The sequence below is a fragment of the Mesorhizobium sp. B2-4-17 genome, assembly GCF_006441275.1.
Lineage (GTDB): Bacteria > Pseudomonadota > Alphaproteobacteria > Rhizobiales > Rhizobiaceae > Mesorhizobium.
Map to the genome: position 1 here is coordinate 23763 of NZ_VFUX01000017.1, position 11973 is coordinate 35735.

General features: G+C 62.6%; 10 protein-coding genes and 3 pseudogenes. 10 read left to right on the plus strand and 3 right to left on the minus strand.

Annotated elements, in window-relative coordinates; translation table 11 throughout:
• Positions 1 to 20: 20 nt before the first annotated feature.
• The 4 genes and pseudogenes from nthA to FJ548_RS14980 all read left to right on the plus strand — a co-directional run bounded on the left by nthA (position 21) and on the right by FJ548_RS14980 (position 2894).
• Positions 21 to 626 (plus strand): nitrile hydratase subunit alpha, encoded by a 606-nt coding sequence (nthA, locus tag FJ548_RS14965; protein ID WP_140778238.1) that lies wholly within the window; start codon positions 21 to 23, stop codon positions 624 to 626.
• Complete coding sequence (nthB, locus tag FJ548_RS14970) at positions 623 to 1282, plus strand: nitrile hydratase subunit beta (protein WP_140778239.1); 660 nt, start codon at positions 623 to 625, stop codon at positions 1280 to 1282. The genes nthA and nthB overlap by 4 nt, the downstream gene beginning before the upstream one ends.
• 7 nt (positions 1283 to 1289) lie before the next feature.
• Positions 1290 to 1632: pseudogene (locus FJ548_RS14975) on the plus strand (nitrile hydratase accessory protein).
• A 134-nt stretch (positions 1633 to 1766) separates the two neighbouring features.
• Entirely contained in the window at positions 1767 to 2894 is a 1128-nt protein-coding gene (locus FJ548_RS14980) for an ATP-dependent RecD-like DNA helicase (protein WP_140778240.1), read from the plus strand.
• Between the two features lie 30 nt (positions 2895 to 2924).
• Here the strand turns inward: FJ548_RS14980 and FJ548_RS14985 are convergent, their stop codons facing one another.
• Entirely contained in the window at positions 2925 to 3353 is a 429-nt protein-coding gene (locus FJ548_RS14985; protein WP_140765995.1) for an STAS/SEC14 domain-containing protein, read from the minus strand.
• Positions 3354 to 3511: 158 nt separating this feature from the next.
• On the opposite strand from FJ548_RS14985, the gene FJ548_RS14990 reads away from it, so the two are divergent.
• The 4 genes from FJ548_RS14990 (at position 3512) to FJ548_RS15005 (ending at position 9539) form a co-directional block, all read left to right on the plus strand.
• Positions 3512 to 4252 (plus strand): pyridoxine 5'-phosphate synthase, encoded by a 741-nt coding sequence (locus FJ548_RS14990; RefSeq protein ID WP_140699860.1) that lies wholly within the window; start codon positions 3512 to 3514, stop codon positions 4250 to 4252.
• 97 nt (positions 4253 to 4349) lie between these two features.
• Positions 4350 to 6263, plus strand: coding sequence for a potassium transporter Kup (locus tag FJ548_RS14995; RefSeq protein WP_140778241.1), 1914 nt, complete (start codon positions 4350 to 4352; stop codon positions 6261 to 6263).
• A gap of 184 nt (positions 6264 to 6447) precedes the next feature.
• The gene (locus tag FJ548_RS15000) at positions 6448 to 8367 is read left to right on the plus strand and encodes a potassium transporter Kup (RefSeq protein WP_140765997.1); all 1920 of its coding nucleotides are present in this window, start codon (positions 6448 to 6450) and stop codon (positions 8365 to 8367) included.
• Between the two features lie 131 nt (positions 8368 to 8498).
• Entirely contained in the window at positions 8499 to 9539 is a 1041-nt protein-coding gene (locus tag FJ548_RS15005) for an aldehyde reductase (protein WP_140778242.1), read from the plus strand.
• 113 nt (positions 9540 to 9652) lie between these two features.
• Here the strand turns inward: FJ548_RS15005 and FJ548_RS15010 are convergent.
• Positions 9653 to 10555 (minus strand): annotated as a pseudogene (locus FJ548_RS15010) (SDR family oxidoreductase); the annotation flags it as partial.
• 152 nt (positions 10556 to 10707) lie between these two features.
• Here FJ548_RS15010 and FJ548_RS15015 point away from each other — a divergent pair.
• Together FJ548_RS15015 and FJ548_RS15020 are read left to right on the plus strand one after the other, a co-directional pair.
• Complete coding sequence (locus tag FJ548_RS15015) at positions 10708 to 11118, plus strand: helix-turn-helix domain-containing protein (RefSeq protein WP_140610442.1); 411 nt, start codon at positions 10708 to 10710, stop codon at positions 11116 to 11118.
• A gap of 82 nt (positions 11119 to 11200) precedes the next feature.
• Positions 11201 to 11446 (plus strand): annotated as a pseudogene (locus FJ548_RS15020) (FAD-dependent monooxygenase); the annotation flags it as partial.
• Positions 11447 to 11454: 8 nt separating this feature from the next.
• On the opposite strand, the gene FJ548_RS15025 reads toward FJ548_RS15020, so the two are convergent.
• Positions 11455 to 11886: a DUF1772 domain-containing protein gene (locus FJ548_RS15025; RefSeq protein ID WP_181168801.1), complete on the minus strand. Its 432-nt coding sequence runs from the start codon at positions 11884 to 11886 to the stop codon at positions 11455 to 11457.
• Positions 11887 to 11973: the final 87 nt, after the last annotated feature.

Below are 11973 nucleotides of genomic sequence, written 5' to 3' on the forward strand. Positions count from 1 at the left end.
CGGAGCCGTAATTTGTCGCCATGTCCCATGATCATGACCACGACAACGAACTCGATCCGTTTGCTGCCCGGGTTCGGGCGCTAGAAACCATCCTGACCCGCAAGGGTCTGATCGACCCCGCCGCGATCGACGTCATCGTCGACACCTACGAGACCAAGATCGGTCCGCGCAACGGCGCCAGGGTGGTGGCCAGGGCCTGGACCGACCCTGAGTTCGCCGCCTGGCTGAAAAGCGACGCAACCGCGGCGATCGCATCGCTCTCCTACACCGGGCGGCAAGGCGAACACATGCAGGCTGTCTTCAATACGGAGGACACCCACAACCTCGTCGTCTGCACGCTGTGCTCCTGCTATCCATGGTCGGTGCTCGGCCTGCCGCCGGTCTGGTACAAGGCGCCGCCCTATCGGTCGCGCGCGGTGATCGATCCGCGCGGCGTGCTCGAGGAATTCGGGCTGACGTTGCCATCCGCAACAAAGATACGCGTCTGGGATTCGACCGCGGAGCTGCGCTATCTCGTGGTGCCGATGCGGCCGGACGACACCCAAGGCTGGAGCGAGGAAGAGCTCGCCGAGCTGGTGAGCCGGGATGCGATGATCGGCACGGCGCAGGCGAGGGAGCCGGCATGAACGGGCCGCAGGATCTCGGCGGACAAATGGGGTTCGGGCCGGTGGCGCCCGAAAGGGATGAACCGTATTTCCATGCCGATTGGGAAAGGCGGGCGCTCGGCGTGACGCTCTGCGCCGGCGCCATGGGCGCGTGGAACATCGACGAGAGCCGGCACGCGCGGGAATCGCTGCACCCGGCCGACTATTATGCTTCAAGCTACTATCAGATCTGGATCAAGGCACTGGAGACCCTGCTCAAGCGACACGGGTTCATCAGCGACCGCGACCTCAGGGCGAGCGAGGCGCTCGATGCGGCGGCAACCCCGAAAAAGGTGCTGAAGGCAGCCGATGTGCCCGCCGTGCTGGCCAAGGGCGGTCCTTGCAACCGCGCGGTCGGGACAGCACCGCGCTTCAAGGCCGGCGATGTCGTGCGGACGAAGAATTTCAATCCGGCCGGCCACACCAGGCTGCCGCGCTACGCGCGTGACAAACAGGGCCTCGTCGAGGCGGTGCATGACGGCTTCGTCTTTCCCGACACCAACGCGCACGGGCGGGGCGAGAATCCGCAATGGGTCTATACTGTGGTTTTCGAAGGTGGTGAGATCTGGGGCGAGGGCGCCGACCCGACCCTGACTGTCTCCATCGACGCCTGGGAGAGCTATCTTGAGCCGGCCTGAGGCGACCATGCCGGCCAACGATCTGCCCGCCGGTTTCGACGCGCCCGTTTTCGCCGAACCCTGGCAGGCCGAGGCCTTCGCCATGACGGTGGCGCTGCACGACAAGGGCCTGTTTTCGTGGGGCGAGTGGGCACAGGCGCTGTCGGCCGAGGTGAAGAAGCCGGGCGGCGGCGGACGGCCATGACTATTACGAGCATTGGCTGGCGGCGCTGGAAAGCCTGCTTGCGTCCAAGGGACTGGCCGCCAAGCCCGATGTCGATGCGATGGCACAGGCTTGGGAACGCGCCGCGCATGCCACGCCGCACGGCAAGCCGATCTTGCTGGAGAACGATCCGCGCGCTTCCAGGTGATCACGCGGGGAGATCGTGTTCCCTTTACGTTCTCAATCGTGGCTGATAGGTAGCCATGGGAGTTCGCCGCCGATAATAGCGATGATGGTGGCGGCTATCTTGTCTTTGCCTTGCGAATCCGGTCACACGATCAGATGGAATTTTCACCCCAACAGGACGAGGCGCTGCAAGCGGTCGCCCGCTGGCTCAAGGCCGGCATGCCGCAGCTGTTCCGGTTGTTCGGCTATGCCGGCACCGGCAAGACGACGCTGGCGCGCTATTTTGCCGAACATGTCGACGGACAGGTACAGTTCGCCGCCTTCACCGGCAAGGCCGCGCAGGTGCTGCGCTCCAAGGGTGCGGTCAACGCCCGTACGATCCATTCCCTGATCTACAGGCCCAAGGGCGAGGAGTCGGTCGAGGACGAGGTGACCGGCAAGACCTCGATGTCGCCGACTTTTTCGCTCAACCGGCAGAGCCCGATCTCGCGCGCCAAGCTGGTCATCATCGACGAATGCTCGATGGTCGACGAACAGCTCGGCCGCGACCTGATGAGCTTCGGCACGCCGATCCTGGTGCTGGGTGACCCGGGCCAGTTGCCGCCGATTTCGGGCGGCGGCTTCTTCACCGATCATGAGCCAGACTTCCTGCTCACCGAAATCCACCGGCAGGCGCGCGACAATCCGATCCTGCGGCTGGCGCTCGACGTGCGCGAGGGGCGCGAATTCATGCGCGGCGACTATGGCACGGCGCAGGTGATCGGCAAGGAACACGTCAACCAGGAACTGGTGCTGAAGGCCGACCAGGTGCTGGTCGGCACCAACCGGACGCGCCGCCGCTACAACCAGCGTCTGCGTGAACTCAAGGGGTTCAACGCCGATTATCCGCAGGCTGGCGACAAGCTGGTGTGCCTGCGCAACGATCCCGCCAAGGGGCTGCTCAACGGGTCGCTTTGGAAAGTGATGACCTCATCGCGCGAGACGGTGAAGCCTGGCATCAATCTTCTGGTGTCGCCGGAAGAGGACGATCCGGACCGCGGCGTCGCCAAGATCAAGCTGCTCAAGGCGGCGTTCGAGGATCCGGACGCCGACATCCCCTGGCAGCAGAAGAAGCGATTCGACGATTTCGACTATGGTTATGCGCTGACCGTGCACAAGGCGCAGGGCTCTCAGTGGAACGAGATCGTGCTGTTCGACGAAAGCTGGGCCTTCAAGGAAACGCGTCAGCGCTGGCTTTATACCGCGATTACGCGGGCCGCCGAACGATTGACCATCGTGAGATAGAAGGGATCGGCGGTAGCCGGGAGAACCGTTTCATCCTCTTTCTGGAGCGGCCGTGGCCTCCTCACTCGTCGGCCGCGCCCCGAGCCACTCCCAGGCAGCGGCTTCGTCCTCGAGCTCGAAATGCCTGAATTCGACGGGCGATGAAGCAGGCAAGGCGTGTCGTGCGTTCGGCGTCCAGTCAGGGGCGCCGATCGCAGCGCAACGGCCAATATGTTCCAATGCGTGGACGGCACCCTTCTTGATGGTCTCATCGGAGATATCGGCCCAATCGACGCCCTCGTGATCGACTATGCGCACGGCCACGTCGATCCGCGGATGGAGCAAATAGGCCGCCTCCAGCAGGCCGAACAGGTTCTCGGCATCGGCGGCCGAGACATGGCCGACCACATCGATGGCAAAGAGGTCGTCGCGGCTGGTCTCGATGCGGCGGATCGCCGGCACGGATTGGAGGAAATTCAAGGTGGTGCCTCCGTTTCGTGGAGTATTTGGTCTTCTGGAACACCGGAAAGGCCCTATCTGTTCCCGTCAAAGACGCTATAGATGCGCCGTCTCAATGCGCCGTGCCGGAACGAATGAGCGTGGCGCGCCTCGATCGCCTGTTTCACGGACGCCAAACCATGCCCGCCAAGCTTTCTGTCAACCTCAACGCCATCGCCATGCTGCGCAACCGGCGCGACCTGCCATGGCCTGATATGATCGGGCTTGGCCGCATCGCGCTTGCGGCTGGAGCCCATGGGCTGACCGTCCATCCGCGTCCCGACGAGCGTCACACGCGGCGTTCCGACCTGCCCAAGATCAGGGCACTGATCGACGATGAGTTCCCCAAGGCGGAATTCAACATCGAGGGCCATCCAACCGAGGATTTCCTGGCGCTTGTGGAAATGCACCAACCCGAGCAGGTGACGCTGGTTCCCGACGATCCGGCGCAGGCAACCTCCGACCATGGCTGGAACTTCGTCGCCGACGCCGCGTTCCTGTCACCGATCGTCAAGCGTCTGAAGAAGGGCGGTTTCAGGGTGTCGCTGTTTTCCGATGCCGATCCCGCCGGCATTGCGGCCGCGCGTGATACGGGTGCCGACCGGATCGAACTCTATACCGGTCCCTATGGCAGTTACCATTCCGATTCCGCAAAGGCGGCCAAGGAGCTGGAAAGATTGGGGAAAACAGCCGACACGGCATTTGCCGCCGGCCTTCAGGTCAATGCCGGGCACGACCTGACGGTAGGCAATCTGCCTGACCTTGTCCGACGCATACCGGCATTGGCCGAAGTGTCGATAGGACATGGGTTGACAGCCGACGCGTTGGAGTATGGCATGGCCGGTACGGTGGGTCGGTTCCTGAAGGCCTGCGGGTGGTAGGGGTAGCTTCGCTTTGCGGATATTGGCGGCCATGGCGTGCAATTGATATCGTATCGCAGCATGCATGAAGCGCCCCGAGCTTGTCAGGGAGTGGTCGATGGACCTTGCCAATCGCGGTAGCGAGGCTGAACCCGTCGAGCAATCGAGTCATTCCGGGGTTGAGCAGCACAGCACCAAGGTTCTGATGCTGGGCGCGCTCGGCGTCGTCTATGGCGATATCGGCACGAGCCCGATTTACGCCTTCCGCGAGGCGCTCCATGCTTCGCCAGGCATCGATACACGGGTTCACGTGCTTGGCGTGCTGTCGCTGATCGTCTGGGCGCTGACGATCATCGTGACCATAAAATATGTCGCCTTCGTGCTTCGTGCCGATAACAAGGGCGAAGGCGGCACGCTCTCGCTGATGTCCTTGGCGCGCAGCGCCTATCCCAAAGGCGCGCGACTGATCCTCGCTATCGGCCTTTGCGGGGCGGCGCTGTTCTTCGGTGATTCGATCATAACGCCAGCCATCTCGGTGCTGTCCGCGGTCGAAGGCCTCGAAGTGGTGACTCCGACATTGGATGCCTATGTCGTGCCGATCACGCTTCTCATCCTGGCCGTCCTGTTCTCCGTGCAACGCTTCGGCACCGGAAAGGTGGCGGCGGTGTTCGGGCCGGTGACGGCGTTGTGGTTCCTGGCCATCGGCGTTGCGGGGCTCTATCACCTGATGGATGATCCATCGATCCTCCTGGCCATCAATCCCTATTACGCGGTTGCTTATCTCGTCAGCACACCCACAGCTGCCTTCGTCACTGTCGGCGCGGTGTTCCTGGCGGTGACCGGGGCCGAGGCGCTCTATGTCGATCTCGGCCATTTTGGACGCAAGCCGATCGTGCTGGCATGGTTTTCCGTGGTGTTCCCCTGCCTGCTGCTCAACTATTTCGGGCAGGGCGCGTTTGTGCTCGCCAATAACGGTAAACCGACCAATCCATTCTTCCAGATGCTGCCTGACTGGGCGCTGATGCCGATGGTGGGGCTGGCAACGGCCGCGACGGTCATTGCCAGTCAGGCGGTCATTTCGGGTGCCTTTTCTCTGACCCGCCAGGCTGTGCAGCTCAACCTTCTGCCGCGCATCGAGGTGCAGCATACCTCCGAAATGCAGCTCGGGCAGATTTATATGCCCCGCGTCAATCTGCTCATCGCGATGGGGGTGATGCTGCTGGTGGTCGGCTTCGGCAGTTCGAGCTCGCTGGCCTCCGCCTACGGCATCTCGGTGACCGGCGAAATGCTGATGACGACGATCCTGCTGTTCGTGGTGATGCGCAAGATGTGGAAATGGAAGCTGGCGCTCGCTTTGGCGCTGACCTTGCTGTTCGGCGTCATCGACAGCGGCTTCTTACTGGCCAATGTCGTCAAGATCCTCGAAGGCGGCTGGGTTTCGATCACCGTTGCCTGCCTCATGGGGCTGATCATGTGGACGTGGATACGCGGCAGCCGTTATCTCTTCGACAAGACGCGTCGCAACGAGATCCCACTCGATTTCCTCGCCGGCAATCTGTTGAAAAAGAAGCCGCAGCTGGTTTCCGGCACCGCCGTGTTCCTGACCAGCGATCCGCTCAGCGCGCCAACCGCGCTGATGCACAGCCTGAAGCACTACAAGGTGCTGCACGAGCAGAATGTCATCCTTTCGGTGGTGACGGCGCCGCAGCCGGTGGTGCCCGACAGCGAGCGGGTCAAGATGGAGACGGTCAACGAGCTGTTCATGCGGGTGACGCTGACCTTCGGCTACATGGAACAGCCCAACATTCCGCGCGCGCTGGCCATCTGCCGCAAGCAGGGCTGGAAGTTCGACATCATGACGACATCCTTCTTCCTGTCGCGGCGTTCGCTGAAAGCCTCGCCCAATTCCGGCATGCCGGTGTGGCAGGACCGGCTGTTCATCGGCCTGGCGCGCACGGCGGCCGACGCGACCGAATATTTCCAGATTCCGACGGGCCGCGTCGTGGAAATCGGCACGCAAGTGGCTATTTAAGGCCTATGCGGCAAATCCTGCTGGCGCCAGCAACGTAGTGTCGGTGGTTTTGGTCCGCGCATGTCGGGTGCCCGGCCGTTTGCCGAGCAGCCCAGCGCTTCCGGCATGGGAGCCATCACGCAGCGGCACTTGATATTGCATTGCAGCAAGCGTAGAGCACCGCGCGCTTATCGGAGTGTCGTCCATGGCCCTTGCCAACCCTGGTAGTGAGGCAGAACCCGTCGAACAGTCGAGCCATCCCGAAATCGAACAGCACAGCACCAAGGTGTTGATGCTGGGCGCGCTTGGCGTCGTCTATGGCGATATCGGCACCAGCCCGATCTATGCCTTCCGCGAAGCCCTGCATGCCTCGTCCGGTGGCAATGTTGCCAATCGTGCCGATATTCTCGGCGTGCTGTCGCTGATCATCTGGTCGCTGACGATCACGGTAACAATAAAATACATCATGTTCGTGCTGAGAGCGGATAACCGCGGCGAGGGCGGGGTGCTGTCGCTGATGGCGCTGGCGCGCGGCAGTTTCCCAAAACGCTCGGCTGTCATTCTCGGCATCGGCATCGTCGGCGCCTCATTGTTTTTCGGCGACGCCGTCATTACGCCGGCGATTTCGGTGCTGTCGGCGGTCGAAGGCATGAATGTCGTCACGCCCGCGTTCCAGCCCTATGTCGTGCCGCTTACACTGGTCATCCTTGCCGCGGTGTTCGCGGTACAGCGTTTCGGCACCGGCGGCGTCGGGCTGGTCTTCGGCCCGGTCACCGCTGTGTGGTTCCTTGCCATCGGCCTTTCCGGCGTCAACCACATCGTCGCCGACCCGGAAATCCTCTGGGCGATCAGCCCGCATTATATCGTCGCCTTCCTGATCCATTCGCCCGACGTTTCCTTCGTGACGATCGGCGCTGTTTTCCTGGCTGTCACCGGCGCTGAAGCGCTTTACGCCGATCTCGGCCATTTCGGCCGCAAGCCGATCGTGCTCGCCTGGCTGTGGATCGTGTTTCCTTGCCTGCTGCTCAATTATGCCGGACAGGGAGCTTTCGTGCTGGCCAATGGCGGCATCGTCGGCCATCCGTTCTTCGAAATGAACGAGGGTTGGGCACTGATCCCAATGGTCGTGCTGGCGACCGCTGCGACGGTGATTGCCAGCCAGGCGGTGATTTCGGGCGCTTTCTCGCTGACTAGGCAAGCGGTGCAGCTCAACATGCTGCCGCGTCTGGAAATCCTGCACACGTCGGAAAAGCAGTCCGGCCAGATCTACATGCCGCGCGTCAACCTTCTGCTGGCGCTGGTGGTGATGATGCTGGTGGTCGGATTCGGCGAGTCCAGCAGGCTGGCGTCGGCCTACGGCATATCGGTTACCGGCAACATGCTGGTGACGACGACGCTGCTGTTCGTCATCATGACGCGAATCTGGAAATGGAACCTGTGGCCGGCGATTGGATTGACGGCGCTCTTTGCGCTGATCGACGTCGGTTTTTTTGCCTCCAACATCGTCAAGGTGTTCGAAGGCGGCTGGGCCTCGCTGGTCGTGGCCTTCGCGATCGTGCTGGGAATGTGGACCTGGGTGCGCGGCAGCCGCTACCTCTTCGACAAGACGCGTCGCAACGAGATCCCGCTCGATTTCCTCGCTGGCAATCTGTTGAAAAAGAAGCCGCATCTGGTTTCCGGCACCGCCGTGTTCCTGACCAGCGATCCGCTCAGCGCGCCAACCGCGCTGATGCACAGCCTGAAGCACTATAAGGTGCTGCACGAGCAGAACGTCATCCTTTCGGTGGTGACGGCGCCGCAGCCGGTGGTGCCCGACAGCGAGCGGGTCAAGATGGAGACGGTCAACGAGCTGTTCATGCGAGTGACGCTGACCTTCGGCTACATGGAACAGCCCAACATTCCGCGCGCGCTGGCCATCTGCCGCAAGCAGGGCTGGAAGTTCGACATCATGACGACATCCTTCTTCCTGTCGCGGCGTTCGCTGAAAGCCTCGCCCAATTCCGGCATGCCGGTGTGGCAGGACCGGCTGTTCATCGGCCTGGCGCGCACGGCGGCCGACGCGACCGAATATTTCCAGATTCCGACCGGACGTGTGGTAGAGATCGGAACGCAGGTGGCGATCTGACGAGCTCGATCATCAAGCGTGGTTCAGGGGCCTGAACCACTTTGATTTCTGGGTTTAGGCAATTCCGAACGGAAAACCGCACGCACTTTTTCCTGGAATTGCTCTTGATATGAACAGATGCGGAGGCGGGCATGAGCGGCGAACTGGTGCTTGTCACCGGCGGATCTGGTTTCCTAGGCGCCCACTGCATCCTCGAATTGCTGAAGGCGGGCTACCGCGTGCGCACGACAGTGCGCTCCGCCAAGCGTGAAGCCGATGTCCTGGCCATGATCAAGGTTGGCGGCGCCGAACCGGCCGACAGGCTGTCCTTTGCCGTCGCCGACCTCATGAGTGACACTGGCTGGCTGCAAGCGGTGACCGGCTGCGTCTATGTGCTTCATGTCGCTTCGCCATTTCCGCCCGGCGTGCCCAAGCATGAGGATGAGCTGATCGTTCCGGCGCGTGAGGGTGCATTGCGGGTATTGCGGGCGGCACGGGACGCCGGCGTCAAACGCGTCGTGCTGACCTCATCCTTCGCGGCCATTGGCTATGGCAAGATGCCGCCCGACGGGCGGCCGTTCGCCGAGGAGAGTTGGACCGATCCGACGGGCAAGGTCAGCGCTTATGTGAAATCGAAGACGCTGGCCGAGCGCGCGGCTTGGGATTTCATCGCCGCCGAGGGCGGCAGGCTGGAGCTTGCGGTCGTCAATCCTGTCGGAATCTTCGGGCCGGTTCTGGGATCGGACCATTCGACCTCCACCGAATTTGTCCAGCGCATGATGAATGGCGCCATGCCGGGGCTGCCGCGCCTGTCCTTCGGCGTTGTCGACGCACGCGACGTGGCGGAGCTGCATGTGCGTGCCATGACCAATCCCGTTGCCAAGGGGCAGCGGTTTCTCGCCGTCGCCGGCGATTTCATGACGGTGCGGGAAATGGCGCGGACCTTGAAAACGCAGCTCGGCGGTGCGGCGGCGCGCGTCTCGACAAGGCAGCTTCCCGATTGGCTGGTGCGGGTGGTCGGATTGTTCAACCCGGAAGTCGCGCAGCTCGTGACGGAATTGGGCAAGGTCAAGAATGCCACCAACGCCAAGGCGGTCAGCATGCTCGGCTGGGTGCCGCGGTCTCAGGAAGACGCGCTGGCGGCGACCGGCGAAAGCCTGATCCGGCTTGGCCTGCTCAAGACATCGAAATAGCGCGGCGGGAATCTAATCCGATTCCCGCCGGGCCGACTTAGAGCGTTCAGCGTTCGATAGAATCGTCGACCCGCTCTAACTCCTTTTTTTACGCAACCCCGAACGGGGAACCGCTACGCAATTTTCCTGGAATTGCTATAGCCCGCCAGCACGGACTCGTTGGCCTTCAGGAACTGCTTCAGCGACGTCGACTTGCGGCCGGACAGCGTTTCGACCGAATCCGTGACCATGCCGAGATCGCCGGCGCGGGTGGCGGCATCGAAGGAGACGAGAAGCCGGGCAATCGGGTCCGGCAAGCCTGCCGCCTTCATTCCCTCGGTCAAGGCCTCGTCGGACAGTTGCACAACCTCGATCGACTTGCCGGTGACGTCGCTGACAAGCGTCGCGACCTCGGCGACAGTGTAGGCCTGGGGGCCGGTCAGTGTGTAGGTCTTGTTCTCACCGTTGCCGGAGGCGAGCCCGGCGGCGATGGCGGTCGCCATGTCGTCGCGTGCGCAATAGGAAATACGGCCGTCGCCGGCCGAGGTATACCAATGTCCGGACGCCAGGATCTGTGGCAGGGCCACAAACAGGTTCTCGGCGTACCAGCCGTTGCGGAAGATCGTGTAGGCGATGCCGGTCGCCTTGATGGCCTGTTCCGTGCCGTAGTGGTCGGGCGCGAAGAGCACGGGCGAACCGGGCTCGGTGTTGGGCAAGGAGGTGTAAAGCAGGTGCTTGACGCCGGCCTGCCTCGCTGCCGCGACCGCTGTGACCTGCTGCGCGCGCCGCTTTCCCTGGATAGCCAATTCGTTGGTCGAGATGATCAGCGCGCGGTCGGCGCCCGCGAAGGCCGTTGGGAGGGATGCCTGATCGTCGAAATCGGCTGCCCGCACGGTGACGCCGCGCGCGGCGAGATCTGCAAGGCTCGCCGGCGTGCGGGTGGTGGCGATGATCCGGGATGCCGGCACTTTGAAGGTGTCCAGCAGGTGGTTGACGACGCTGCGGCCAAGCTGGCCGGACGCGCCGGTGACGAGAAGGGCATGGAAGGATCCTGATTTTGTGCCGAAGGGGCGGGATTCTCTTTGGTTTTTCGTAGGTCTCTAAAAGAGACCAGCTCTAAAATAGGAATTGACCAGTCCCCGTAAAGAAGGCAGTTTTTCGGGAGGTAGGCACACGCAGGGAACCAGCCATGGACAGCCGGATCGTCAGCCTGAAATCGAAACTGGACATCTACAAAGCGATCACCGGCGGCGGCGATCTATCCGACTGCCCGGTCAGAGACGTGATCCAGGGTCTTAGCGGCAAATGGAGTTCGCTGCTGATGGCAGCGCTCGCCGAACAACCCTATCGCTTCGGCGAGCTGCGGCGGCTGGTGCCTGATATCTCGCAGCGCATGCTCACCCAGACACTCTATGACCTGCAGCGCGACGGCTATGTGCATCGCGAAGTGTTCCCGACCAAGCCGCCGAGCGTCGAATACAGCCTCACCGATCTGGGCCGGTCGATGTTCGGCGCCTTACATCAATTGCTCCAGTGGGCCGAGCTCAACCACGATGCAGTGCGCGAGGCGCGCAAGGGATTTGATGCCGCCCAAGCCTGAGCCCGGCTTGCGCCTGATGTAAGCGTAAAAGCGCCAGCTTGCCTTGGCTGCCTCCATGAGGGACTGTGCCGCCAGTTGGCGCACGATGAAGCTTCCCGTCGGCCGGAGGTAGGCTGTCATCGGCGATGCCGCGCATTCGACGAGCCCCAACCCGGGCAAGGGGCCAACGTGGCGCTGCCCTTTCATCCGCGACCGGCTGGTGGCGACCATCGCGAAGATCCCGCCGGTTCCGCGGTTCCTCGCCTCGATGGTCGCCGGCACGGCGATCGATCCGTTCAGGCAGGCTGGGCTTGCCGAAGCGCAGTGGCCTGACCGTTTCGTTGGATGAACCCGACATCAGCCCAGACGACTGCCCCAGACAAAGGCCAGCGTCGCCAGCACGCCGAGTGCCACGCGAACGAGGTGCAGATTGCCCCATTTGACGATCAGGGGCCTGGCCCGCGGATTGTCGGCGCCGACATCCATCGCTTCCAACACCCTGTTGGTTGGCATCATCGCGATCAAGGTCCATGGCCATGGCAGGATGATCAATATCGCGCCAGCCAGGAAAGCGTGCCCGCCAGTCCGCCACCAGGCGATAAGACCAAGGACGCAAGCGACGATTGCGATCGACGCCTGCATCGCTGCGCCGCGCTTGTAGGAAGGTTGCCATTCCCGCAGCAGCGCCCCGTCATCAAGGCGAAGCCGCGCCGGCTGTTCGGCGACGCTGACATAGATCGCGGCGCCGGCGAAAACGGCGGCTATGGTCAAGGCAAGCAACCCGATCAGCATTTCTTCGCCCCAGGGGTGCCGACAGCGAAACCGTCCGGATAGAAATAGGGCTTGCAAGGTCCGGTGCAATACGCCATAGCATGC

Excerpts from the sequence above, each read along its gene's own strand:
- nthA (WP_140778238.1), top strand. The coding sequence starts at position 21 with ATGTCCCATGATCATGACCACGACAACGAACTCGATCCGTTTGCTGCC.
- nthB (WP_140778239.1), top strand. The coding sequence starts at position 623 with ATGAACGGGCCGCAGGATCTCGGCGGACAAATGGGGTTCGGGCCGGTG.
- FJ548_RS14980 (WP_140778240.1), top strand. The coding sequence starts at position 1,767 with ATGGAATTTTCACCCCAACAGGACGAGGCGCTGCAAGCGGTCGCCCGC.
- FJ548_RS14990 (WP_140699860.1), top strand. The coding sequence starts at position 3,512 with ATGCCCGCCAAGCTTTCTGTCAACCTCAACGCCATCGCCATGCTGCGC.
- FJ548_RS14995 (WP_140778241.1), top strand. The coding sequence starts at position 4,350 with ATGGACCTTGCCAATCGCGGTAGCGAGGCTGAACCCGTCGAGCAATCG.
- FJ548_RS15000 (WP_140765997.1), top strand. The coding sequence starts at position 6,448 with ATGGCCCTTGCCAACCCTGGTAGTGAGGCAGAACCCGTCGAACAGTCG.
- FJ548_RS15005 (WP_140778242.1), top strand. The coding sequence starts at position 8,499 with ATGAGCGGCGAACTGGTGCTTGTCACCGGCGGATCTGGTTTCCTAGGC.
- FJ548_RS15015 (WP_140610442.1), top strand. The coding sequence starts at position 10,708 with ATGGACAGCCGGATCGTCAGCCTGAAATCGAAACTGGACATCTACAAA.